The organism is Vibrio sp. 070316B, from assembly GCF_013114115.1.
GTDB classification, from domain to species: Bacteria; Pseudomonadota; Gammaproteobacteria; order Enterobacterales; family Vibrionaceae; genus Vibrio; species Vibrio chagasii_B.
Map to the genome: position 1 here is coordinate 96,603 of NZ_VTYC01000012.1, position 24,480 is coordinate 121,082.

The 24,480-nt window shown below is 45.7% G+C and carries 27 protein-coding genes; 19 read left to right on the forward strand and 8 right to left on the reverse strand.

The features are described from left to right. Nucleotides 1-43 precede the first annotated feature (43 nt). From F0251_RS11515 to F0251_RS11535, 5 genes are all read left to right on the forward strand, one after another. The gene (locus tag F0251_RS11515) at nucleotides 44-622 is read left to right on the forward strand and encodes an aminodeoxychorismate/anthranilate synthase component II (protein WP_061033629.1); all 579 of its coding nucleotides are present in this window, start codon (nucleotides 44-46) and stop codon (nucleotides 620-622) included. Between the two features lie 464 nt (nucleotides 623-1,086). Continuing rightward, a complete protein-coding gene (locus tag F0251_RS11520; protein WP_008222315.1) occupies nucleotides 1,087-2,298 on the forward strand; it encodes an aspartate aminotransferase family protein in 1,212 nt (403 codons plus the stop codon). 107 nt (nucleotides 2,299-2,405) lie between these two features. Beyond that, on the forward strand, nucleotides 2,406-3,425 hold the full coding sequence (gene astA, locus F0251_RS11525) for an arginine N-succinyltransferase (RefSeq protein ID WP_061033630.1): 1,020 nt from the start codon (nucleotides 2,406-2,408) through the stop codon (nucleotides 3,423-3,425). Between the two features lie 39 nt (nucleotides 3,426-3,464). Then, nucleotides 3,465-4,922, forward strand: coding sequence for a succinylglutamate-semialdehyde dehydrogenase (gene astD, locus F0251_RS11530; RefSeq protein ID WP_016796009.1), 1,458 nt, complete (start codon nucleotides 3,465-3,467; stop codon nucleotides 4,920-4,922). Nucleotides 4,923-5,137: 215 nt separating this feature from the next. After that, a complete protein-coding gene (locus F0251_RS11535) occupies nucleotides 5,138-5,929 on the forward strand; it encodes a DUF1338 domain-containing protein (protein ID WP_008222320.1) in 792 nt (263 codons plus the stop codon). A 210-nt stretch (nucleotides 5,930-6,139) separates the two neighbouring features. Here F0251_RS11535 and crp read toward each other — a convergent pair whose 3' ends face one another. The 6 genes from crp to F0251_RS11565 form a co-directional block, all read right to left on the reverse strand. Then, nucleotides 6,140-6,772, reverse strand: coding sequence for a cAMP-activated global transcriptional regulator CRP (gene crp / locus F0251_RS11540; protein ID WP_004410522.1), 633 nt, complete (start codon nucleotides 6,770-6,772; stop codon nucleotides 6,140-6,142). Between the two features lie 240 nt (nucleotides 6,773-7,012). Then, the gene (locus F0251_RS11545) at nucleotides 7,013-7,882 is read right to left on the reverse strand and encodes a phosphoribulokinase (RefSeq protein WP_008222326.1); all 870 of its coding nucleotides are present in this window, start codon (nucleotides 7,880-7,882) and stop codon (nucleotides 7,013-7,015) included. Between the two features lie 77 nt (nucleotides 7,883-7,959). Next, a complete protein-coding gene (locus F0251_RS11550; RefSeq protein WP_004737179.1) occupies nucleotides 7,960-8,172 on the reverse strand; it encodes a YheU family protein in 213 nt (70 codons plus the stop codon). Nucleotides 8,173-8,300: 128 nt separating this feature from the next. Then, on the reverse strand, nucleotides 8,301-9,281 hold the full coding sequence (locus F0251_RS11555; RefSeq protein WP_061033631.1) for a hydrolase: 981 nt from the start codon (nucleotides 9,279-9,281) through the stop codon (nucleotides 8,301-8,303). Nucleotides 9,282-9,552: 271 nt separating this feature from the next. Then, nucleotides 9,553-10,023 carry a TIGR02444 family protein gene (locus F0251_RS11560; RefSeq protein ID WP_061033632.1) on the reverse strand — a complete coding sequence of 157 codons (471 nt, stop codon included), beginning with the start codon at nucleotides 10,021-10,023 and terminating at the stop codon, nucleotides 9,553-9,555. Continuing rightward, entirely contained in the window at nucleotides 10,020-11,942 is a 1,923-nt protein-coding gene (locus F0251_RS11565; RefSeq protein WP_061033633.1) for an ABC transporter ATP-binding protein, read from the reverse strand. Before F0251_RS11565 ends, F0251_RS11560 begins: the two co-directional genes overlap by 4 nt. Before the next feature lie 171 nt (nucleotides 11,943-12,113). Here F0251_RS11565 and kefG point away from each other — a divergent pair, with 171 nt between their 5' ends. The 5 genes from kefG (at nucleotide 12,114) to F0251_RS11590 (ending at nucleotide 16,668) form a co-directional block, all read left to right on the forward strand. After that, complete coding sequence (gene kefG, locus F0251_RS11570; protein ID WP_061033642.1) at nucleotides 12,114-12,698, forward strand: glutathione-regulated potassium-efflux system ancillary protein KefG; 585 nt, start codon at nucleotides 12,114-12,116, stop codon at nucleotides 12,696-12,698. After that, the gene (gene kefB, locus F0251_RS11575) at nucleotides 12,685-14,481 is read left to right on the forward strand and encodes a glutathione-regulated potassium-efflux system protein KefB (RefSeq protein ID WP_032498650.1); all 1,797 of its coding nucleotides are present in this window, start codon (nucleotides 12,685-12,687) and stop codon (nucleotides 14,479-14,481) included. The genes kefG and kefB overlap by 14 nt, the downstream gene beginning before the upstream one ends. A gap of 148 nt (nucleotides 14,482-14,629) precedes the next feature. Further along, nucleotides 14,630-14,830 carry a YheV family putative zinc ribbon protein gene (locus F0251_RS11580; RefSeq protein ID WP_004737184.1) on the forward strand — a complete coding sequence of 67 codons (201 nt, stop codon included), beginning with the start codon at nucleotides 14,630-14,632 and terminating at the stop codon, nucleotides 14,828-14,830. A gap of 94 nt (nucleotides 14,831-14,924) precedes the next feature. After that, nucleotides 14,925-15,515: a peptidylprolyl isomerase gene (gene slyD, locus F0251_RS11585; RefSeq protein WP_008222340.1), complete on the forward strand. Its 591-nt coding sequence runs from the start codon at nucleotides 14,925-14,927 to the stop codon at nucleotides 15,513-15,515. A gap of 187 nt (nucleotides 15,516-15,702) precedes the next feature. Beyond that, on the forward strand, nucleotides 15,703-16,668 hold the full coding sequence (locus F0251_RS11590) for an isoaspartyl peptidase/L-asparaginase family protein (RefSeq protein WP_061033634.1): 966 nt from the start codon (nucleotides 15,703-15,705) through the stop codon (nucleotides 16,666-16,668). 115 nt (nucleotides 16,669-16,783) lie between these two features. Here the strand turns inward: F0251_RS11590 and F0251_RS11595 are convergent, their stop codons facing one another. Further along, nucleotides 16,784-17,011 (reverse strand): SlyX family protein, encoded by a 228-nt coding sequence (locus F0251_RS11595; RefSeq protein WP_004737187.1) that lies wholly within the window; start codon nucleotides 17,009-17,011, stop codon nucleotides 16,784-16,786. Nucleotides 17,012-17,016: 5 nt separating this feature from the next. Beyond that, nucleotides 17,017-17,994, reverse strand: coding sequence for a WD40 repeat domain-containing protein (locus F0251_RS11600; RefSeq protein WP_171731018.1), 978 nt, complete (start codon nucleotides 17,992-17,994; stop codon nucleotides 17,017-17,019). Between the two features lie 131 nt (nucleotides 17,995-18,125). Here F0251_RS11600 and fkpA point away from each other — a divergent pair, with 131 nt between their 5' ends. The 9 genes from fkpA to F0251_RS11645 form a co-directional block, all read left to right on the forward strand. After that, nucleotides 18,126-18,902 (forward strand): FKBP-type peptidyl-prolyl cis-trans isomerase, encoded by a 777-nt coding sequence (fkpA, locus tag F0251_RS11605; RefSeq protein ID WP_061033636.1) that lies wholly within the window; start codon nucleotides 18,126-18,128, stop codon nucleotides 18,900-18,902. Nucleotides 18,903-19,107: 205 nt separating this feature from the next. Then, nucleotides 19,108-19,833 (forward strand): transcriptional regulator, encoded by a 726-nt coding sequence (locus F0251_RS11610; RefSeq protein ID WP_004737190.1) that lies wholly within the window; start codon nucleotides 19,108-19,110, stop codon nucleotides 19,831-19,833. Then, nucleotides 19,827-20,216: a sulfurtransferase complex subunit TusD gene (tusD, locus tag F0251_RS11615; RefSeq protein ID WP_061033637.1), complete on the forward strand. Its 390-nt coding sequence runs from the start codon at nucleotides 19,827-19,829 to the stop codon at nucleotides 20,214-20,216. Before F0251_RS11610 ends, tusD begins: the two co-directional genes overlap by 7 nt. Then, nucleotides 20,213-20,569 (forward strand): sulfurtransferase complex subunit TusC, encoded by a 357-nt coding sequence (gene tusC / locus F0251_RS11620; protein WP_061033638.1) that lies wholly within the window; start codon nucleotides 20,213-20,215, stop codon nucleotides 20,567-20,569. The genes tusD and tusC overlap by 4 nt, the downstream gene beginning before the upstream one ends. A gap of 8 nt (nucleotides 20,570-20,577) precedes the next feature. Continuing rightward, nucleotides 20,578-20,853: a sulfurtransferase complex subunit TusB gene (tusB, locus tag F0251_RS11625; RefSeq protein ID WP_061033639.1), complete on the forward strand. Its 276-nt coding sequence runs from the start codon at nucleotides 20,578-20,580 to the stop codon at nucleotides 20,851-20,853. Between the two features lie 182 nt (nucleotides 20,854-21,035). Beyond that, nucleotides 21,036-21,410: a 30S ribosomal protein S12 gene (rpsL, locus tag F0251_RS11630; protein ID WP_004737194.1), complete on the forward strand. Its 375-nt coding sequence runs from the start codon at nucleotides 21,036-21,038 to the stop codon at nucleotides 21,408-21,410. 107 nt (nucleotides 21,411-21,517) lie between these two features. After that, a complete protein-coding gene (gene rpsG / locus F0251_RS11635) occupies nucleotides 21,518-21,988 on the forward strand; it encodes a 30S ribosomal protein S7 (RefSeq protein ID WP_004737195.1) in 471 nt (156 codons plus the stop codon). A 143-nt stretch (nucleotides 21,989-22,131) separates the two neighbouring features. Next, complete coding sequence (gene fusA / locus F0251_RS11640; RefSeq protein ID WP_061033640.1) at nucleotides 22,132-24,228, forward strand: elongation factor G; 2,097 nt, start codon at nucleotides 22,132-22,134, stop codon at nucleotides 24,226-24,228. 147 nt (nucleotides 24,229-24,375) lie between these two features. Then, nucleotides 24,376-24,480 (forward strand): GTP-binding protein (locus F0251_RS11645; protein WP_238928544.1); only part of this gene is annotated, 105 nt, incomplete at its 3' end.

The following is a 24,480-nucleotide window of genomic DNA, read 5'->3' on the forward strand; positions in this document are numbered from 1 at the left end:
CTATATCTCCCAATCATTTAGTATTTAGCAAACGATTTCACCCATGTTACTTATCATCGATAACTACGACTCTTTTACCTATAACTTGTATCAGTATTTCTGTGAGTTAGGGGTAACTGTAAAAGTTGTACGCAACGATGAAATTGATATTGCGGGCATTGAAGCGCTGAATCCTAGTCACCTTGTGATATCCCCGGGGCCTTGTACACCGGATGATGCGGGTATCTCTCTGCGAGCCATAGAACACTTTGTTGGTAAACTACCTATCTTAGGTGTGTGTCTTGGCCATCAAGCCATTGCTCAGGTGTTTGGCGGTGAAGTGGTGAGAGCCAGACAAGTGATGCACGGTAAAACCTCACCGATACGCCACAATGGTAAGAGTGTTTTCCAAGGGCTGAATAACCCACTAACCGTCACGCGTTACCACTCCCTTGTGGTGAAAAACGGCACACTACCAGATTGCTTTGAACTGACTTCTTGGACAGAGCTGGAAGATGGCAGTATGGATGAGATCATGGGCTATCAACACAAAACCTTGCCAATTGACGCGGTTCAGTTCCATCCTGAATCGATTAAAACAGAGCAAGGGCACCAACTTCTGGCTAACTTTTTAGCACGTTAAGTGTTTAAAGCGGGCGTTTTATTCTCTTAAATAGGTGAGCTTAACCTGCCAACTCCTTCGTTATACGTTTTAATTTGAGTTTTACCGAGCTCGATCCTTCTGACGCTGATCACTTTTTATAACATTTCTTCCTCATCAGGCTAAGTTTTTAGCCTATGCAAAGTTATTCGCCGTATTTCCTTTTGAACCCAATTTACCGCTGTGCCAGTAAGGCTTTGCCTTTGCAGGGTAGGCGTATGCGTAAAAAAAGCTTCATAAAACAGGTTGATTGATGCATAAATAGTCATAGATAGTGAGGTTTAGCTGGTTGTGAGGGATGGCTAAAGAATAATCTACTATTGAAAACGTTAATTAAATGTAAATATAATGCTGCAGCGGGATTGTAGCGAGACAAAATTTTTTCGTCTCACTTATGAATCATTACGCTTATTTGCGAAGCTTGCGGTATCGAGAAGGAATGTACGATGACAGTGGAAAATAATGTAGAACGTAGTCTGTTTAATGAGGTGATGGTGCCTTGTTATAACCCAATGGAAATGATCCCGGTAAAAGGGGAAGGCGCACGCGTATGGGACCAACAAGGCCGAGAGTATATCGACTTTGCTGGTGGTATTGCTGTGAGCTGTTTGGGTCACTGTCACCCAGCAATGGTGAATGCCGTTACTGAGCAAGCAAACAAGATTTGGCACCTAAGTAATGTAATGACTAACGAACCTGCACTGCGTCTAGCGAAGAAGCTAACTGACGTATGTTTTGCAGAAAAAGTATTCTTTGCGAACTCTGGTGCAGAAGCGAACGAAGCAGCACTTAAGCTAGCTCGTCGTTGGGCGGCGGATGTTCACGGTCCTGAGAAATCTGAAATCATTGCATTCAAACAAGGTTTCCACGGTCGTACATTCTTTACTGTAACCGTTGGTGGTCAAGAAGCTTACTCAGATGGCTTTGGTCCAAAACCTGGCGATGTAACTCACCTACCTTACAACGATATTGCGGCTCTAGAAGCGCATATCTCTGATCGCACTTGTGCCATCATGATGGAACCTCTGCAAGGCGAGGGCGGTATCATCTCTCCAACGGCTGAGTTCGTGAATACGGTTCGTGAACTGTGTGACAAGCACAATGCACTGTTGATTTTTGATGAAGTACAAACAGGTAATGGCCGTACTGGTAACTTCTATGCTTACCAAGGTCTGGGCGTGACGCCAGACATTCTAAGCACAGCGAAGTCTCTAGGTGGCGGTTTCCCTATCGGCGCAATGCTGACGACGTCTGAACTGGCTACACACCTTAAGGTTGGTACGCACGGTTCTACATACGGTGGTAACCCACTGGCGTGTGCGGTAGCTGAAGCCGTGGTTGACGTAGTTAGCCAACCTGAGACTCTAGAAGGCGTAAAAGAGCGTGAAGCGCTATTCCGTGATGGTCTAACTAAGATTAACGACAAATACCAAATTTTCAGTGAGATTCGTGGTAAAGGCCTATTGTTAGGTGCTGCACTGAATGACGAATGGCAAGGTCGTGCGCGTGACGTATTAGTAGCAGCAGGCGAGCAAGGCCTAATGGTACTGGTTGCGGGTGCAAACGTGGTTCGTTTTACTCCATCACTGGTTATCACTAAACAAGAAATTGAAGAAGGCTTATCAAAACTAGACAAAGCAATCGCTACGCTAGTTTAGCCTGAGCGGCGTCATAGGAATGATCGCCATTAGAGCGATCCCATGACGTACTGCTAAAGGCCCAAGCTTCTGGTTTTGGGCCTATTTTGCATCTGGAGGGAATATTGATGCTAGTTGTTCGCCCAATAAAACTGTCTGATTACGATGCGCTGCACACCTGTGCAGTTGAATCAGGTCATGGATTCACATCTCTTCCGGTTAACGAAGAATTGTTAACTAACCGAATTACCCATTCTGAATACAGCTTTGCGAAAGCAGACGTGACCGAACCCGGTGATGAAGGCTATCTAATGGTGGGTTTCGACGCTGAAACTGGCGAAGTTGCTGGTACAACGGGTATCGAAGCTTCCATTGGCTGGGATGTGCCTTTTTACTCGTACCACATCAGTAAAGTGGTTCACTCTTCACAGCGCCTTAAAGTGAATAACGTGGTTAAGCTGTTGACGTTTGGTAATAACTACACAGGCTGCAGCGAAATTTGTACGCTGTTCTTACGTCCTGATTACCGCAAAGGCTTAAACGGTCGACTGATGTCTAAGTGTCGTTTCCTACTGATGGCTGAGCACCCAGAGCGTTTCTCAAAAACGATCTTTGCTGAGATGCGTGGTGTATCAGATGCAGAAGGCAACTCGCCATTCTGGAAGTGGTTGCAAGAGCACTTCTTCTCAATTGATTTCACACTAGCCGATTACCTAACGGGTATTGGTAAGAAAGGCTTCATCGCGGACCTTATGCCGAAACTGCCAATCTATGTAAACCTATTGAGTGAAGAAGCTCAGGCGGTGATTGGTCAAGTGCACGATAACACCCGCCCAGCATTGAAACTGTTGGAACGTGAAGGTTTCACGAATCGTGGTTATGTCGACATCTTTGATGCGGGACCAACGGTCGAGTGTGATTTAAGAAACATCGAATCTGTACGTCACTCTATTCGAGCACAGGTTCAAATTGCAGAGCACTCTAGCTCTAAAGACTTCCTAATTGGTAATACCTCATTTGAGAACTTCCGCGCAGTGGCCGCGAAAGGTGCGTATGACCAAGCAAGCGACACAGTGATTTTATCATCTGAAGTAGCAAGCGCTCTTGAAGTAAAAGAAGGCGAATTCGTTCGCATGCTGGCTCAATAAGAGCGGCGATTATCTGTCGAAGATTTTAAGGATAGAAGTATGACTCAGTGGATAGCAGGACAATGGGTAGCAGGTCAAGGTGATGCCATGACATCAGTAAGCCCATACAACAATGAAGTAGTGTGGCAGGGTGATAGCGCAACACCGGCACAGGTTGAATCTGCAGTGGCAGCGGCTCGCGAAGCGTTCCTAGTTTGGAAAAAACTGAGCTTTGCTGAGCGTGAAGCGATCGTGTTGAAGTTCGCGGAAAAAGTAAAAGAGAACAGCGAAGAGATCGCGCAAATTATCGCAAAAGAGACGGGTAAACCTATTTGGGAAACTCGTACTGAAGCGGGCGCAATGGCGGGCAAGATCGCTATCTCTATTCGTGCTTATCACGAGCGTACCGGGGAAGCATCACGTGAAGCGGCTGGTAACCAAATTGTACTTCGTCACCGTCCATTGGGCGTGATGGCGGTATTTGGTCCTTACAACTTCCCTGGCCACCTACCAAATGGTCATATTGTTCCTGCATTGCTATCGGGAAATACAGTGGTATTCAAACCTTCAGAGCAGACGCCTTGGACAGGTGAGTTCGCAATGAAGCTATGGCAAGAAGCGGGTCTTCCTGCTGGCGTAATCAACCTAGTGCAAGGTGCTAAAGAGACAGGCATCGCACTAGCAGATGCTAAAGGTCTTGATGGCGTGCTATTCACGGGTAGTGCTAATACGGGTCATATCCTGCATCGTCAATTCGCGGGTCAACCGGGCAAGATGCTGGCACTAGAGATGGGTGGTAATAACCCTATGGTGATCAGTGACCAATACGGTGACGCAGACGCAACGGTATACACCATTATCCAATCAGCGTTCATCAGTGCTGGTCAACGTTGTACATGTGCTCGTCGCCTGTATGTTCCTGTTGGCGAGAAGGGTGATCTGCTACTCGACAAACTGGTCGCAGCGACGCAAAAGATTCGTGTTGATCAGCCATTCGCTGAACCTGCACCTTTCATGGGGCCTCAAATCTCTGAAGCTGCCGCTAAGTTTATTCTAGACGCACAAGCTAACCTGCAATCGTTAGGTGGTGTCAGCCTAGTAGAGGCAAAAGCAGGCGAAGCGGCGTTTGTTTCTCCAGGCATTATCGATGCAACCAATATTGCTGAACTGCCAGATGAAGAGTACTTCGGCCCATTGCTACAAGTGGTTCGTTATCAGTCGCTAGAGCAAGCGGTTGAATTAGCTAACGACACACGCTTTGGTTTGTCAGCAGGTTTAGTATCGACAGACGATTCTGAGTGGGAATACTTCGTTGACCATATCCGTGCGGGTATTGTTAACCGCAACCGCCAACTCACAGGCGCAAGTGGTGATGCACCATTTGGTGGTCCGGGTGCTTCTGGCAACCTACGCCCAAGTGCTTACTATGCGGCAGATTACTGTGCTTACCCAATGGCTTCAATGGAAGGTGGTGAAACTCAACTGCCAGCTACGTTTAGCCCAGGTATCGAGCTGTAGTTTAGATTGATATTGAGCTAAGGCTCATTCATTAGTTATGAAATAAGGAAGCAGCGTATCGCTTCCTTGTTTTAACCACGCTCAGCGTCAAGATTGGGCGGTAGATAATAATAGAACAAGTATGTCACAGGCTGATGGCTGCTGACTTTGTGTCTCAGTCTCTCCCTTTCTAATCCAAATTACTAGCTTGCTAGAACCTCTGACAAGGAGTCACCATGACGCCCGATCTACTCTTTAAATCTCTATGGGACGATTACATTCACAGGCTTTGTCCATCCGCAGAGAAAGTACATCATTTGCTAAAAGAAGATGAAGCGCTGATCAACGATCACATTGCATTGCGTACTTTTAATGTTGCTCCTCTTGGTATCGAAACATTAGCCAAACCTTTCCTTGAGTTAGGTTATAAGGCATGTGGCGATTACCTGTTTGAAAGCAAGAAGCTAGTGGCTAAACACTACGAACACCCAGATCCAAAACAACCGAAAGTGTTCATCAGTGAGTTGAAGGTAGAAGAGTGTTCTAGTGAATTACAGCAGATCGTTGCCAAATTGGTTGAGCAGGTTGATGCAAGTAAGTTAGAGGGGCATGAATTCCTATTTGGTGGCCGCCTTTGGGACTTGAGCTTCGCTGATTTCCAACTGTTAGCAAAAGAGAGCGAATACGCTTCTTGGTTAGCCGCTCACGGTTACGGTGCTAACCACTTCACGGTTAGTGTCAATCAACTGAACAAGTTCGATGAAGTACAAGCAGTAAATGACTACCTGAGTGATGCTGGCTTTACGATTAACGCATCTGGTGGTGAGGTAAAAGGCTCTCCAGAGGTGTTATTAGAGCAATCATCAACAATGGCAGACAAAGTGCCAGTGGCATTTGTTGAAGGCAATGAGATGATTCCTGGTGGCTTCTATGAGTTCGCTAAGCGCTATCCAATGGCCAATGGTGAGCTTTACACCGGTTTTGTTGCGGCATCGGCGGATAAGATCTTCGAAAGCACCAACGGTTAAAGAAAGATACAAGTACGGGCTTTGCCCTAGAGATGCGGGTACGCTTCGCTTCGAGAGTGTTTACAAGGCGAGAGCCTCATGTGTTCCATTCGTATCTCGTATCTCGTATCTCGTATCTCGTATCTCGTATCTCGTATCTTCTCTCGATAAAGAAAAAGCCACCAAATTCGCATTTGGTGGCTTTGATATTTTTGACTCAGTTAATCGAGATTAACGAGTGCCGTATACCACGATAGTTTTACCGTGTGCAGAAATTAGGTTCTGCTCTTCTAGCATCTTCAAGATACGACCTACTGTCTCACGAGAACAACCAACGATTTGGCCAATCTCTTGACGAGTGATCTTGATTTGCATGCCGTCAGGGTGAGTCATTGCATCTGGCTGTTTCGCTAGGTTTAGTAGCGTTTGAGCGATACGACCTGTTACGTCAAGGAACGCTAAGTCACCAACCTTTTGGCTAGTTACTTGTAGGCGGCTTGCCATTTGCGCTGAAAGACGCATTAGGATGTCTGGGTTCACTTGGATAAGTTGACGGAATTTCTTGAAAGAAATTTCAGCTACTTCACAAGGAGATTTAGCACGAACCCAAGCAGTACGCTCTTGGTCTTCTTCGAACAAGCCTAGCTCACCGATGAAGTCGCCTTGGTTTAGGTAAGAAAGAATCATTTCCTTACCTTCTTCGTCTTTGATAAGAACTGCCACAGAACCTTTAACGATGTAGTACAAGGTTTCTGCCTTTTCACCAGCATGAATCAAAGTACTTTTTGAAGGGTACTTATGAATATGACAGTGTGAAAGGAACCACTCTAATGTTGGATCGGTTTGAGGTTTACCTAGAACCATAATATCTCACTTCCTCTGCAGGGTATGCTTGCCGCTTTCCGTATTTTAGCTAAGCCTGAATTGACTTCTTAGGATAAGAGCACTCGATGAGCGCTGCAAGCTATCTTGTGTTTCGTTTAAGAATAGTATCCTTTTTCAGGTACTATTTCTTGATTTTAATCGTGACCAAGCTACGATTTTTTACGCAAAATTGTGCACATGATCACGGTATGAAAAGTAATCAACCAGAACGTCGTTTTGTTAACCTATTTTTCCGGTTTCGATGAGTTGTTGTAGGATTGGCCTTACAATGAGCTCCATAGCAAAACTCATCTTGCCTCCTGGCACAACTAGCGTGTTATGACGAGACATAAATGAGCCATCAATCATTGCCAAAAGGTAAGGGAAATCGACGTTTTTGATACCACGCAAACGTATAACTACGAAGCTTTCGTCTAAACTTGGAATCCCTTTGGCGTTGAGTGGGTTCGATGTATCTACGGTTGGAACACGCTGAAAGTTGATATGTGTACGTGAAAACTGCGGGGTAATGTAGTTAAGGTAATCATCCATTGAACGTACAATAGAGTCCATTACCGCTTCTCGAGAGTGGCCACGATCGCGAGTGTCACGAACGAATTTTTGAATCCACTCTAGGTTTACGATAGGGACCATGCCGATCAGCAGATCGACGTGTTGAGATACGTTGATGTCGCCATCAACCACTCCACCGTGCAGGCCTTCGTAAAACATCACGTCTGAATTTTCAGGGATATCTTGCCATGGCGTAAAGGTGCCCGGCATTTGATTATAAGGGACAGCTTCGTCAAACGTATGTAGGTAACTACGTACTTGGCCAGTACCTTCATTTCCGTATTTACGGAAAAACTCTTCTAAGGCTCCGAAGTCGTTGGCTTGTGGACCAAAGTAGCTGATGTGCTTACCTTGCTCGCGCGCCTTACGGATCTCGACGTCCATCTCTGGTCGAGTGAAGCGGTGGAAACTATCCCCTTCAACCCAAGCAGCCTTCACGTCCATCATATTGAACATTTTGCGGAAGGCTTCTGAGGTGGTGGTGGTGCCGGCTCCTGAGGAACCCGTCACCGCAATAATTGGATGTTTAGCGGACATGACAACCCTTGTCTTATGAGTAACTTACTTGTTAGCAATCGTTTTCCACTATAACACGGCTCTTTTCTCAACGCAGCTTAGAAGCGTTTTGTGAGCTGGATATCAACGGTCTCGTGCAGTTCGGAAAATACAATGTTGGCCTCACCTGAAGCTAATTGATGTTTCACTTGATCAATCTTGTTTTGTAGGGAGATCTCAACGTCGCCGTAGTCTGTTCCCTCACGCAAGACGAATTCTTTGATGAGGTTTTCGAGCGTATCAGGCTCAATGTCTTTCCATGGGATGATCATAAATACTTCTCTCTTTTATGTTCATTGATATGTTGATGAGTGTGTCTAGTGATGTTTTTAGTACAACCCCAATTAGGGGCTGCGCTATCTTATCAAGGTTTCGCTTTTATATTTAGCAGGCTTGGCCGTTATGCCGAATCTTGAATACTTTCATAGTAGGCAGGCAGCGCTTCTTCTAGCCAAAACCTTGGCTTGAGCGTACTTCCTGTAATGAACCCGACATGACCCCCTTTCTGGAACAAGCGATAATCGATGTTATCCGGTAGGACGAATTTTGGAATCACATCGTCAGTCATGAAAGGATCGTCCTTGGCATGAATGATCTGGGTCGGTAGTTTTATCTGATTGAGCTTAGGAAGAGCGGAACATTGTGCGTAGTAGTCTTGAGCGTTCTTGAATCCGTGCAGGGGTGCGGTGATACGTTCATCAAATTCGTACAGCTTATCAATCTTCTTGATCGTCTCTGCGGTGATATCGAGCTTCTCTTGCAGTAGGTTAATCTTTTTTAAGGCATTAGATTTGAGAGAGCTGAGCAGGTACTTCTTGTAGAGCTTAGAAAAGCCTTTCTCAATGCGACTCGCGCAACAAGCCAGATCAAATGGGGCTGACACTATGGTCGCTGCTGACAACAAGGGGTCGTCTGAGTACTCAGCAAGATAGTTTGCCAACATGTTCCCGCCTAAAGAGATGCCGACCGCCACCTTAGGGTTATTGGGAAACTGTGCGTGCAGGTGTCTTAGAAAAAAGCGGGCATCTTCGACTTCGCCAGAGTGATACGCACGGGCTAAACGGTTCGGTTTACCACTGCAGCCTCTAAAATGCATCATCACAGACAACCAACCATCTTTGGCAAATGCATTCATCAGTCCGTTGGCATAAGGGCTCTCAAAGCTGCCCTCCAGTCCATGGAACAGAATAAAGATAGGTTTGTTACTGCTGGGCTTATCGCCGTCTGGTGACTCACTCCAAGCAAGATCGAGAAAATCACCATCGCTTGTTTCTAAGGTTTGCCATTGAGGGTGAAACAACGCCTGCTTTCTGATAAATCTTGGCACTAAGGTTTGTAAGTGTGGATTAGATAAACCAGCAGCTGCGGTAAATATGGTCATAAAACAGTCCGTACTTTTTTATGGGCTTTAAAAAGTGTTGAGTATTGCGATGCGCCCACGTTTTTATTTGAGCTTGGTTGATTCTCGGCATAAGCGCAAGCGTTTCACTGCGACTCGATGCAAAAATAGGTGATGGGTAACTGATTGAATATTATAAAAGTTGAACGAGTTAACCCTTGTCCGTGATGAATATTACCTTTGATGTTCACATCACAAGTATCAGTGTCAGACAAGCTTGTGCCTGAACTGGATAAAAGAGAAAAGAAACGAGTTAAGGTTGAGGGGCGGGTTCAGAAAATGCGTCGTAGAGGTTTTCAGCCCCGAGTAGACGACAATATTGCAGAGCCAGTGGGGTCTGTTGATTGGTGAATAGCTGCAGCGAGTTGATACAGTCAACAAGGTCGGATTGCTGCTGCTTCTCAAGTTGCAGTTCAAACTGTAAGGCTTCACGGTAGAGAGAGTCGACAACATGCTCTTTAAGGTGTTTGCGCAGCTCTCGATAGCTATGCAGTAGAGTCTCAGAGCGGCTTAAGCACTGCTGCACTTTGTGCCACTCTTCTTCTGCAAAAGACAATTGCTGCTCATCAAGCCATTTGAGGAGCAGCAGTAGATTGACGTTGCCGTGGAATTGGTTTTGCAAAGCTAAGCACGCATCTTTAACACCACGCACACTGTAGTACTGAAGGCTAAATTGCCATAGTCTTTCCAGTGTGAGTGATATTGGGGCGTGCTTTAGGCTCATAAACTATCCATATCCTGTTCCATCTGCTCAAGCTCTTCTTGAGTGGACATCCAATCCATTTCAACTTCTTCCAGTTGTGACTTACTGCTCGCTTGTAGAGCGAGTACTTCATTCAGTTTAGCCTTATTTTCAGCTTCATACAGTGAAGTGTCGGATAATTGTTGTTCAGCTTCTTCAAGAGCAAGCGTCAGTTTATCCATCTGCTTTTCAAATTGAGTCAGCTTTTTACGGATTGGCGCGGTTAACTTACGGAACTCCGCTTCTTTACGTTTTTGCTCTTTTTTCGCAGCAGCACTGTTGGCGCCATCTTTCGTTGGAGCCTGTGCTTGTGCTTCTTTGCGTTCCACTTTTTGCTGTTCGGTGAGCCACTTGTAGTAATCGTTCAGGTCACCGTCAAACGGTGCAACTTGGCGGTCGTGTACAAGGTACAGGTCATCGGTAGTTGCACGAAGTAGGTAACGGTCGTGCGATACGATAACCATTGCGCCTTCAAATGTCTGAAGAGCAAACGTCAGCGCTTGACGCATGTCGAGATCCAAGTGGTTGGTTGGTTCATCGAGTAGTAACAGGTTCGGTTTTTGCCAGACCAGCAGTGCCAACACTAAACGTGCTTTCTCACCACCTGAGAAAGGCGCTACTTTATCCAGTGCTTTCTCGCCTTGGAAGCCGAAGCTACCAAGGTAATCACGAAGCTGTTGTTCGGTGTGCTTAGGCGCAATCTGCATCATGTGTTGCAGTGGTGTCTCTTCTGGGTGCAGCGTTTCTAGTTGATGCTGTGCGAAGTAACCAATCTTAACGCCTTGTGAGTAGCTCAGCTCGCCACCTTGCTGTTTCAGTTCGCCAGAAAGCAGCTTAATAAGCGTCGATTTACCTGCGCCGTTTCGACCCAGTAGACCGATACGGCTGCCTGGAACCAGGTTAAGGCGAATCTTCTCTAGAATTAGGTTGTCGTCGTAGCCCGCAGATACTTCATCCATCATCATGATTGGGTTTGGTAGTGCGTCAGGTTCTCTGAACTCAAAGCTGAATGGGTTATCAAACTGAGCGGGCAGTACTTGTTCCATTTTTTCGAGTGCTTTAATGCGGCTTTGCGCTTGGCGAGCCTTTGAAGCTTTATAACGGAAACGGTCGATGTAGCTCTGCATGTGAGCCATCTGCTTTTGCTGCTTCTGGTACATCGCCTGTTGCAGAATCAGCTTTTGCGCTCGTTGATTCTCAAACGATGAGTAGTTGCCTGTGTACTCATTTAACTTTTGGTTTTCAACATGCACGATACGATTGACGATAGGATCTAAGAAGTCTCTATCGTGCGAGATAAGTACTAGCGTACCAGGGTAGGTTTGTAACCAGCGCTCTAGCCACATTACTGCATCCAAGTCCAAGTGGTTGGTTGGCTCATCGAGCAGCAGTAAGTCACTGCGGCATAGTAGGGCTTGAGCTAGGTTCAAACGCATACGCCAACCACCTGAGAATTGAGTCAGGTTCCATGTCATTTGTTCTTGGCTAAAGCCTAGGCCGTCTAGCAATTCGGCTGCGCGAGCTTTGATGCTGTAACCACCAATGGTCTCTATCTTGCCGTGAATCTCTGCGACGAGTGTGCCGTTGTCGGCTACTTCCGCTTTTTGTAGCTGATCTTCAAGGCCACGATATTCACGGTCACCATCAATCACGTATTCAATTGCTGTTCTTTCTAATGCTGGAGTTTCTTGAGCAACCCACGCCATTTCCCAATGAGCAGGTTTGCTGAATGAGCCAGCATCAATCGATAGCTCGTCTTTAATTAAAGCGAACAGCGTCGATTTACCACAACCGTTTTTGCCTACCAAGCCAATCTTGTCGCCAGGGTGAAGAGTCGCAGATGCTTGGTCGAGGAGGGGCTTACCGCCGCGTAGCAATTGAATATCAGAGAAAGTAATCATAGAAATAGCATAGAAATTAGAGATGAACAGACGCCTGCATAGTAGGCTGAAACCAGATAAAAGTCGATCACAATGCAATTTGCGTTATGATGCCAATAACATATTAATAACTTTTGCTTAAATTCTTGTGGCCTTGCCACCGTTTAGCCTTAAAAGGAATGCTTCAAAGGAATGAGTAATACTCCCTCGACAGACAAAACCGTGCCTAAGGTGTTAATCATCTACGCACACCCAGAGCCACAAACCTCTATTGCTAATCAGATGATGGTCAAGAAGGTAGAGTCGCTCGGGCATGTCAAAATTCACGATCTTTATGCCATCTATCCTGATTTCTTTATCGATGTGCCTTATGAGCATGAATTACTCCTTGAGTACGATGTGATTGTGTTCCAACACCCTCTGTTTATGTATTCCTGCCCTTCATTGCTAAAAGAGTGGTTTGACCGCGTATTGGGCAAAGGCTTTGCGTTTGGTGAGCAAAGTGCACTGAAAGGTAAACATTGGCGAAGTGTTATCACTACGGGTGGTAAAGAAGAGGCGTTTGGAGCAGCAGGCTATAATAAATATCCATTACAAGAGATTTTACAACCTTTCGAACTCACAGCTGCTTTGTGTCAGATGAATTGGATACCACCATTGGTTTTACACTGGGCACGAAATGTCACAGATATGACACGGTATCAACATGCAGAAGCGTATCGAAACTGGTTGCGAGACCCGCTACAAGATATAGGAGCGAACGATGGCTCTGACTAATGAATTTTTGCAAAGTAGCGTTATATTTTTAGCTGCCGCGGTGGTTGCTGTTCCTATCGCACAACGCGCAGGTTTAGGCTCAGTTTTGGGCTACTTGCTGGCGGGTGTGGCAATTGGCCCATGGGGGCTTGGTTTAATTAGTGACGTAGAAGCGATTCTACACTTTTCCGAATTCGGGGTGGTGCTGCTGCTCTTCCTGATTGGTTTAGAGCTTAACCCTAAAAAATTGTGGCAGATGCGAGCACCTATTCTCGGGCTCGGTGGCGCGCAAGTGCTGATTACCACTCTGATCATCACCGCTATCGCTTGTATGTTTGGCTTAACCTGGCAAACGAGCTTAGTAATAGGTATGGGTTTAGCCTTATCTTCGACCGCGATCGCTTTAAGGGTTATTGAAGAACGAGAGCTTGGTGGCAAAGAAGCAGGCCAGTCAGGTTTCGCAGTACTACTTTTCCAAGATATTGCCGTGATCCCTATGTTGGCTATGCTGCCTCTGCTTGCAGGTAACACCGGCGGCAGCTGGGCAGACATGTTGTGGATGTTAGGTGGTGTGGTTGGTTTGCTGGTGGGCGGTCACTTCTTGTTGAGGCCTCTTTTCCGCTATGTGGTAATGAGTGGTGTACGTGAGTTGTTCACCGTTGCTGCTCTGCTATTGGTGATTGGTATTGCCGTTATCATGCAACAAATTGGCTTGTCGATGGCATTGGGTACTTTCTTAGCGGGCGTACTTCTGGCTGAGAGTGAATACCGACATGAGCTGGAAATCGCGATTGACCCATTCAAAGGATTACTACTTGGTCTGTTCTTCATCTCAGTGGGTATGGCCGTTAACTTGGGATTGTTGGCCGAAAGCCCATTTGCAATATTGATCGCTGTTCTAGCGCTAGTCGTACTAAAGGGTTTGGTTCTGTACGCCCTTGCGCGAGTGTTTGGTACTCAAGCCAAAGCGCGTAGTCGCATGGCAATGATTCTTAGCCAAGGTGGTGAATTTGCTTTCGTTATCTTCACGGCGGCAAGTGCACAAGGTATCTTGAGTGGTGAGCAAGTATCGTTCTTGCTAGTAGTTGTGAGTTTATCAATGGTGACCACACCATTAATGCTTAAGCTACAAGATAAGTTCTTTGCTCGCCAATTGAATCAAATCAGTGAGAATGCGATGTCTTCGGATGTGGTTGACCGTAGCCCTCGAGTGATCATCGCCGGCTTTGGTCGTTTTGGTCAGATCATTGGTCGTCTGATGTACGCCAATAAGATCCGCATTACGATTTTGGAAAGTGATGCTAGCCAAATCCATATCTTAAGAAAGTTTGGCTACAAGGTGTTTTACGGTGACTCTACACACTTAGAGTTGTTACGCGCAGCGGGAGCGGATAAAGCCGAAGCGATTGTGCTGTGTACTGACTCCCCTGATGAAATCATGAAAACCGTCGATTTGTGTAAGCAACATTTCCCTCGCTTGAAAATTTTAGCGCGTGCTCGAAGTCGTGTTGAGGCGTATCAATTGCTTAATCACGGGGTAAACAACTACTCGCGTGAAACCTTCCTTGGGGCATTGGACCTTGGTCGTCAAACTCTGACTGAACTCGGCATGCACCCATATAAAGCGAAGCGAGCAGAAGCACATTTTAGGAAGTTGGATAATGGTATGCTGAAAGAATTACTGCCTCAGCATAATGAAGACGCAGAATTAGCCCAAAGAGCGAAAGAGGCTCGTAAAGAGCTTGAAGAGATCTTTGGACACGAGATGGAGAATGACCACCAATCTCGAAACTATTGGCAATAGCCTCAGCTTAGAGTGAATGGTTCGAGCTTGTAATGAATGCTTTAAACCAAAAGCCATTGCCCAGAGATACCTAATAATAAACGTGGTCCTATTCGCTTTCACATCAAGCATAGAGAACTGCGAATCCAGAGTAGTAAAGGATATTAACGTGAAACAGAAAAAACGCTTTATCGCAGGGGCGAGCTGCCCAAGCTGCAATACTCAAGACACGCTTCGTTGGTGGATTGAGAATAATATCGAGCTGGTGGAATGTGTCGATTGTGACTTCTCAGAGCAACGTAAACCGAAAACTGTAGAGAAATCTGAACACGCGAATCAAGAAATGATCGGTATTTTTAAGCCTGAATGATTGAGTTTCGATAATTGATCCCCATAATATCCGGGTACAGAATTTTTCCTAAGCTCAACTGTTGGAGCTTAGTCCAAACCTCCTTGGAGCTCTCATGAAAATTGAAAAGAACGTAGTAGTTAGTGTTGCATATCAAGTGAAACTTGAAGATGGCGTAGTAGTTGACCAATCAACTGCAGAAGCTCCACTAGATTACCTTCACGGTCATAACAACCTAATTACAGGTCTTGAAAAAGAGCTTGAAGGCAAAGTAGCTGGCGACAAGTTCTCTGCAACTGTTACTCCAGAAGACGCTTACGGCGAGCACAACGATGCTCTAGTACAACGTGTTCCTGCTGACGTATTCCAAGGTGTTGAACAAATCGAAGTTGGCATGCGCTTCCTAGCGGATACTGACCAAGGTCCAATCCCAGTAGAAGTAACTGAAGTAGACGGCGACGAAGTTGTTGTTGATGGCAACCACATGCTAGCTGGCCAAACTCTAACGTTTGACGTTGAAGTAGTTGCGGTTCGTGAAGCGACTGAAGAAGAAGTTCAACACGGCCACGTACACCAAGCTGGTGGCTGTGGCAGCCACGGTCACGACCATGACCACGAAGGCGGTTGCTGTGGTGGCGAAGGCCACGACCACGGTGAAGAGAAAAAAGACGGCTGCTGCGGCGGCGGTAGCTGTGGTTCTCACTAATACCGACCTAACGGATTAGTTCAAGAATATGAAAGCCTCCCTTGTGGAGGCTTTTTTCGTATTGGGGTTGTGCTTTCTGGCGTGAGCATGACCGCTAGCGAAAGATTTGTTGTTGCTATCAGACATCGAGCTTTGGATATGATATTGATAGCGACAGATAACAAGAATACGTCAGTGGAGAGTTTAGATGTCGCAACCTTTTTCAATTGCCATTCATGGTGGTGCTGGCACCATCTTGCGAGAGCAAATGAGTGATGAGCTAAAAGCGAGCATTACCGAGGCTTTGGAAAAGTCGGTTTTGGCTGGCTATCAAGTACTGCAGTCGGGTGGTGATGCTTTGGATGCGGTAGTGGCATCGGTTAAGGTGATGGAAGACAGCCCACACTTCAATGCGGGCAAGGGATCCGTTCTTACGCATGATGAGTTTGTTGAGATGGATGCGTCTGTAATGCACGGTCGTGAAATGGATGCGGGTGCTATTGCTGGTGTTCGCCACATTAAAAACCCGATCGAATTAGCCCGCGATGTGATGCTGAAAAGCGACCATGTATTGTTGATTGGAGAAGGGGCCGAAAAGTTTGCCTTTGAACACGACTATACCTTTACCGAGCAAGACTACTTCTTCACTGAGCGCCGTTACGATCAGCTTCAATCGATGAAAGAGAAGGGCATATTTGCTTTGTCTGAAGCGAAATATGATGAGCAGCAAGCTGAGAAGTACCCTGATGACAAAAAATACGGCACGGTTGGCGCGGTGGCATTAGACCAAGCCGGTAACTTGGCGGCAGCGACCAGTACTGGCGGTGTGACAAACAAGAAGTACGGCCGTGTCGGCGATTCGCCAATCATTGGCGCGGGCACTATTGCTGAGAATGGCAATGTTGCGGTTTCTACTACTGGCATGGGGGAGTTCTTCTTAAGAAAAATGGTTGCCAGTGATGTGGCTGCGCGCATGCGTTATCTCAAAGAAGATGTTCATACCGCATGTGAACACATTATCCAAGGTGAGCTGAAAACCATGGGTGGCGAAGGTGGTTTGATTGCGATTGATGACCAAGGTGATATTCATTTCGGCATGAACAGTTCCGGCATGTACCGCGCTAGCGTTGATACAGAAGGGCGAGTGGAAGTTAAGATCTATGCCGATGACTAACCAAGCTCCGGTGTAACTCAAACTCCCAATCAGATAAACAAAAGGCGACAGATAATCTCTGTCGCCTTTTGTTTTTCAACCAGACCAACAAGCCGCAGCTCATTGGCAACGCACATTAGTAATGTGGTGGTGGCGTTTCTTCAGATGCGTCAGCTAAGTTCGAACCATCAATGTTCTTCACTTTACCCACTACATACTTCATTTGGTCTTGCATCTTAGTGATCAACATCTGTTGTTGGCTAAGCGCTTCATTAAGTTCTTCAATGGTTTGCTCTTGGAAAGCTAGCTGACATTCTAAGTCATTCACGCGGCTTTCTAACTGTTCAACTCGCTTTTCTGTCATCGTTCTTAATCCACATTCCAAGCTTGGGCGATGCCCGCAGAGGTGCCCGATATTACACGGTTCTTATCATCAAAGGCTGCATCATACACTACCGCACGAGGAGGGCGAGTATCTTTTAATGGCTCTGCATCGTGTCGTGAAAGTCGTTTGCCGTCCTCAGTATTCCAAACGCTGACTTGGCTTGACGGGGTACCTGTCACCAACATGCTGCCATCATCGGAAAAACGGGCACTGGAGAATATCAGCTGTCGAGACCAACTCTGTAGCTGGGCTTGAGGTTCGCCCGTTTCAAGATCCCAAATCATCGCTTGATTACCACCATCAGAGGTAAAAGCTAAATTGCCATCGCGCTGTAGGGCAACACGTACTACTCTTTGTTCATGCTCGAAGGTTCGCAGCACTAAGCCTGATTCGGTATCCCATAGGTAGGCCTTATAGTCGTTACCGCCAGAAAGAGCATAGCGGCCATTAGATGAAAGGGCGACGGAATTAACTTTTTCTCGGTGAGCGAGGAACTCCAGACGGCGTCCGGTGACTAAGTCCACATAGATGGCTTTACCATTAGACAAACCGAGCAGTACTTTTTCACCATTGCTAGAGATATCAACATCGCGAATTAAGCCGTCTGAGATAGACCATAGCCCTTCAGCTTGGGTCCAGGATAGGTCCCAAACGGCGAAGTTCATCTGGCTGGCAGTAATGGCAAAGCGGCCATTGTCAGAGATTCGAATGCGCGATACTTGGTTTGCGGACTGATCTTGAGGGCCGAGTTGGGCTAACTCTTTGTTTTCGGCAAGGTCCCAAAGTAGCAATTGTTTTTGCTGAGAGTAGAGCAGGGCGAAGCGTCCATCTCTGCTTAAGGCAAAGCTGGTGGCGCCGCTGGGCTCAATTTCCCAACGCTGCTCATCGTCTTGAAAGAAAAAGCATCCATTTAACAAGGTGATGACAATTGCACATAGCAAGGAATGGAAAAATATTTGCATCACTTCTAATAATCCGGTTTGTGTCGAAAGACATATGACTAGTATATTGTTATAACTAACGTATTCACACCAATCTAATCATTAGATTTGTGCACAATAACCAATGGCTTGGCCATTAATTGGAGAATTCAATGAAATCAGTTTTAAAAGTATCACTGCTTGCCGCAACGGTTATGCTAGCAGTTGGTTGTCAGAAAGAAGAACCAAAGGCAGAAGCACCTCAAGTAGAAGAAGTTAAAGTAGAAGCAGTAAACTTTAAAACCGAAGATGACAAAGCGGCATACGCAATCGGCGTATCTTTCGCAAACTACCTGAGCACAAGCATTGATAAGCCAAGCGAGCTAGGCATTAATCTAGACAAAGACATGGTTCTTCAAGGTATTGAAGACGTATTCGCAGAGAAAACTGCACTTAACGAAGAAGAAACTCGTGCAGCGCTTGAAGCTCTAGACAAGCGTGTTGCTGAAACTATGCAAGCACAAGCGGCAGAGAAATCAGCTGAAACTAAGAAAGCAGGTGACGACTTCCGTGCTGAGTTCGCAAAAACTGAAGGCGTTAAGCAAACTGAATCTGGCCTACTTTACCAAGTAATGACACAAGGTGAAGGCGCTTCTCCAAAAGACACAGATACCGTTCAAGTACACTACAAAGGTACATTAACTGACGGTACTCAGTTCGACAGCTCTTACGACCGTGGCGAACCAGCAACATTCCCACTAAACCGCGTAATCCCAGGTTGGACTGAAGGCGTACAACTAATGCAAGTTGGTTCTAAGTACAAATTTGTAATCCCGCCAGAGCTAGCATACGGTGAGCAAGATACACCGACTATCCCTGCTAACTCAACGCTAGTATTCGAAGTTGAACTACTAAGCATTGATAACGCTGAAGCACCTGCTGCTCAGTAATAATTGCAAGAAATCCTGCTGTAAAAAGCGTTGATTGACTAAAAAGCCTAACTTTTCGTTAGGCTTTTTTTATGATTCGAATATGAGTATTTGATTTTTAAACTTGTTCTAAATCACTAGTTGCAATGTTAGCTAGGTGTGCAATTAAAATTTTCTGATAAACTTACATAAATTTGTTGATTTTTCACACGAAGGTAAGGAATAAGTGACTACTACAGAAACAGTCAATGCAGATGTGTTACTTGAAATGGAATCAGTCAATGTCATGCCATTCAGTGAACACGATAAAATCATTCTAAGATCTTATGAAGCGGTGGTAGACGGCATTGCGAGTCTAATTGGCCCATTTTGTGAGATCGTTCTGCACTCTTTAGAAGACCTCAACACCTCTGCAATTAAAATTGCTAACGGTGAGAATACCGGGCGTCAGGTTGGCTCGCCAATTACTGACCTTGCATTGAAGATGCTAAAAGATATCGAAGGTTCTAAACGTAACTTCTCACGCTCATACTTCACCCGTGCTAAAGGTGGCGTGTTGATGAAGTCGATCACTGTGGCTATCCGCAATGGTGAAGACCGAGTGATTGGCCTACTGTGTATTAACGTGAACTTAGATGCGCCTTTCTCACAAGTGCTGCAATCTTTCATGCCGACACAAGACGCAGACGAAGCTGCATCATCGGTTAACTTTGCAAGCGACGTTGAAGAACTTGTCGACCAAACGGTTGAGCGCACCATTGAAGAGATCAATGCCGACAAGTCAGTATCGAACAATACCAAGAACCGTCAGATTGTGATGGAGCTGTATGACAAAGGTATTTTCGATATCAAAGATGCGATTAACCGTGTTGCTGAGCGATTGAATATTTCTAAGCACACCGTGTACCTATATATCCGTCAGCGTAAAACAGAGGATGAAGAGGGTTGTTAAGCTATACACTCCTAGTTAATGGACCTCTCTATGGTTCACAGTCAGCAAGAAGTGCTTACCTGTTTGCCGTGGCTCTGCTTCAACAGGGCCACAAACTCCACAGTGTGTTCTTTTATCAAGACGGCGTAAGTAACGGCTCTGACCTTACTGTGCCGGCTAATGATGAGTTTGATTTGGCTGCGGCTTGGCAGAAATTGGCAAACGAACACAATGTGAGTCTTGAGACCTGTGTTGCGGCGGCACTAAGACGTGGCATCATCAGTTCTGAAGAAGCAGAGCAGCATCAGCTTAGTGGCTCTAACTTAGCTTCTGGATTCACACAGGCTGGTTTAGGTAGCTTATCCGAAGCGCTACTCACGCAAGACAGAGTGGTACAGTTTTGAGAAAATTAGCTTTTGTATTTAATAGCTTTCCCCATACTACCGCTGCGGGTAGGGAAGGTTTAGACGCATTATTAGCTGCGTCGGCTTATAGTGAAGACATCGTGGTATTTTTTGTCGGCGATGGTGTGACTCAGCTTCTTACAGCACAACAGCCTGAACAGACACTTTCACGTGACTACATTTCGGCGTTTAAACTGATGGATCTGTACGACATCGAACAGGTATACGTATGTCAGCGAAGCCTGAATCAGTTTGGCCTTTCAGCTGATGACTTGTTGATTGATGTAACCGTCACAGAAGTCGATGAGTTAGCGCAGACGTTAGCTCAGTGCCAACAGATACTGACTTTCTAGGGAACGCTATGCTTCATATTGTTAAAACAGCCGATAAACTCAAGCTTGCACTCGTCTATTCGCAACCACAGGATCAGTTCTTGTTAGTTGAAGATGCGGTGTATGTTTGCCTTCCAAATCATGAGTTATTCACTCAAATCAGTGCAGTCGAGTATGTGTCGGTATTAAAACCCGATCTAGAGAGTCGTGGCCTACAAAAACTGGCCTCTGAAGCCATCACACAAGTAGGCTTTGATGGCTTTGTTGAATTGACAGTTTTAAACGACAAATCAGTCACTTGGTAGCTATGTTATATCAGCTTGGTCAAAACTAGACCATCCTGAGCTCTAGACGGCTAAAAAAGATCTGTATATTTCTTGACACACATCCCACTGCTGAATAGAATTTTGCGTCCCTAATTGCGACATGTAGTTAGGGATAGATTTTTCACAAAGCTTACTTTCAAGTAAATTTCAGGAGCTAGTTAATGGCAACTATTAACCAGTTGGTTCGCAAACCTCGTGTAAAGCAAGTTGTTAAAAGCAACGTGCCTGCACTAGAAGCGTGCCCACAAAAACGTGGTGTATGTACTCGTGTTTACACTACTACACCTAAAAAACCTAACTCGGCACTACGTAAAGTATGTCGTGTACGTCTAACTAACGGTTTCGAAGTAACTTCGTACATCGGCGGTGAAGGCCACAACCTACAAGAGCACAGTGTTGTACTAATCCGTGGCGGTCGTGTAAAAGACCTTCCGGGTGTTCGTTACCACACTGTTCGCGGCGCACTTGACTGTGCTGGCGTTAACGACCGTAAACAAGGTCGTTCTAAGTACGGTGTGAAACGTCCTAAGTCTTAATTGATTCTCTTTTTTAAAAAGAAATCGTTAAGTAAGGCCAAACACTATTTTATTTATTATTCTGAAAAGTTTTGGAAAAAACCTGAAGAAGACAACGGAGAATATCCATGCCACGTCGTCGCGTAATAGGTCAGCGTAAGATCCTTCCAGATCCAAAGTTCAAATCTGAACTGCTGGCAAAATTCGTTAACATCCTAATGGTTGACGGAAAGAAATCTACTGCAGAGAAAATTGTTTACACTGCACTAGATGCAATGGCTGAGAAGTCTGGTAAAGACCACTTAGCTGTATTTGAAGAAGCTCTTGAAAATGTTCGCCCAGCGGTAGAAGTTAAATCTCGCCGTGTAGGTGGTTCAACTTACCAAGTACCTGTAGAAGTTCGTCCGGTTCGCCGTAACGCTCTTGCTATGCGTTGGGTAGTTGAAGCTGCGCGTAAGCGTGGTGAAAAATCTATGGCTCAACGCCTAGCTGCTGAAATGCTAGACGCGTCTGAGAACAAAGGTACTGCGGTTAAGAAACGTGAAGACGTTCACCGCATGGCTGACGCAAACAAAGCGTTCGCACATTACCGTTGGTAATACCTTTTTAGTGCTGCAAGGTTCCTTGCAGCACTTCTTTAGTTCCTATGCTTATGCTAGGAACTATTGCTATTTCTAGGGCAGGCAAATTTCAACCCTAGGTATAGCAATAGTCCCTAAGTCTCTAATAAGAGGATTCAACCGTGGCTCGTAAAACTCCTATTGAGCAGTACCGTAACATCGGTATCGTTGCTCACGTAGATGCAGGTAAAACAACCACAAGTGAACGTATTCTGTTCTATACCGGTCTTTCTCACAAAATCGGCGAAGTTCACGATGGTGCAGCAACCATGGACTGGATGGAGCAAGAGCAAGAGCGCGGTATTACGATCACTTCAGCAGCAACCACTACGTTCTGGCGTGGTATGGAAGCGCAATTCCCAGATCACCGTATCAATATCATCGACACTCCTGGACACGTTGACTTCACTATCGAAGTAGAACGTTCTCTACGTGTACTTGATGGTGCCGTTGTTGTGTTCTGTGGTTCATCTGGTGTTGAGCCTCAATCAGAGACAGTTTGGCGTCAAGCTGATAAGTACCAAGTTCCTCGTATGGTTTTCGTTAACAAAATGGACCGTACTGGCGCAGACTTCTTGCGCGTTATCGAGCAGATCAAAGACCGCCTAGGCGCGACTCCTGTTCCGATTCAACTGAACATTGGCGCAGAAGAAAACTTCCAAGGCGTTGTCGATCTAATCAAGATGAAGGCAATCAACTGGAACGAAGCTGACCAGGGCATGACTTTTACGTACGAAGACATTCCAGCAGACATGCAAGAAATGGCTGAAGAATATCGTACAGAACTTGTTGAAGCAGCGGCAGAAGCCTCTGAAGAGCTAATGGATAAGTACCTTGAAGAAGGTGAACTGACAGAAGCTGAAATCAAACAAGGTCTTCGTACTCGTACTCTTAATAATGAAATCGTACTAGCAACTTGTGGTAGTGCATTCAAAAACAAAGGTGTACAAGCTGTTCTAGATGCAGTGGTTGATTTCCTTCCTTCTCCAGTTGATGTACCTGCAATTAAGGGCATCGATGAAGACGAGAATGAAGCAGAGCGTCACGCGGACGACAAAGAACCGTTCTCAGCGCTAGCATTTAAGATCGCAACAGACCCATTCGTTGGTACTCTAACTTTCATCCGTGTTTACTCTGGTGTTGTTGAAAGCGGTAAAACAGCTTACAACTCTGTGAAGAAACAACGTGAACGTTTAGGTCGCATTGTACAAATGCACTCAAACAAGCGTGAAGAAGTAAAAGAAGTACGAGCAGGTGACATCGCGGCTATTATCGGCCTAAAAGATGTGACCACTGGTGAAACTCTGTGTGACCAGAACCATAAGATTGTTCTAGAGCGCATGGAATTCCCAGACCCAGTTATTCAGATCGTTGTAGAGCCAAGCTCACAAGCCGATCAAGATAAAATGACTATTGCGCTAAGTAAATTAGCAGCAGAAGACCCATCGTTCCGCGTCGATATGGACGACGAAACAGGCCAGACACTGATTTCTGGTATGGGTGAACTACACTTAGATATCATCGTTGACCGTATGAAGCGCGAATTTAGCGTGAACTGCAACGTTGGTAACCCGCAAGTGGCTTACCGTGAAACAATTCGTGGTACAGCGAAAGCGGAAGGTAAATTTATCCGTGAACACGGTGGTAAAGGTCAGTACGGTCATGTATGGCTGAAACTGGAACCATCAGAAGTGGGCGAAGGCTTTGTCTTCGTGGATGAAATTGCCAATGGTACAGTACCAAAAGAGTTTATCGCTTCAGTAGCTAAAGGCGTTGAAGAACAGATGAACAATGGTGTGCTTGCTGGCTATCCAGTTCTGGATATCAAAGCTACACTATATGATGGTTCTTACCATGAAACAGATTCAAGTGAGATGGCGTTTACAATCGCTGCCTCTATGGCTTTCAGATCAGGTGCACTTGAAGCGCAACCAGTTCTGCTTGAGCCTATGATGAAAGTTGAAGTGACTACTCCAGAAGACTGGATGGGTGACGTTGTTGGCGATATTAACCGTCGTCGCGGCATCATCGAAGGTATGGACGAGGGGACAGCTGGCCTGAAGATAATTCGTGCACAAGTTCCGTTGTCTGTCATGTTCGGTTACTCAACTGATTTACGTTCTGCGACACAAGGTCGTGCTTCTTACTCTATGGAGTTTAGTGAGTACGCTGAAGTGCCTAACAATGTTGCAAAAGCAATCATTGCAGAGCGTGGTTAAACAAAAGGAAGGCATTTTTTTCATTTTTTGAAAGATCTAATGCGTCCAAATATTGCGCTAACGAGAGTTGGCGCATAAAATAGCAATTTCTGGCGCGTCTCGCTCAATAATGAACGTGGCGAATCATAACTAGGAAGGAACACGATTGTGTCTAAAGAAAAATTTGAACGTACGAAACCGCACGTAAACGTTGGTACTATCGGCCACGTTGACCACGGTAAAACAACTCTAACTGCTGCTATCTGTACTACA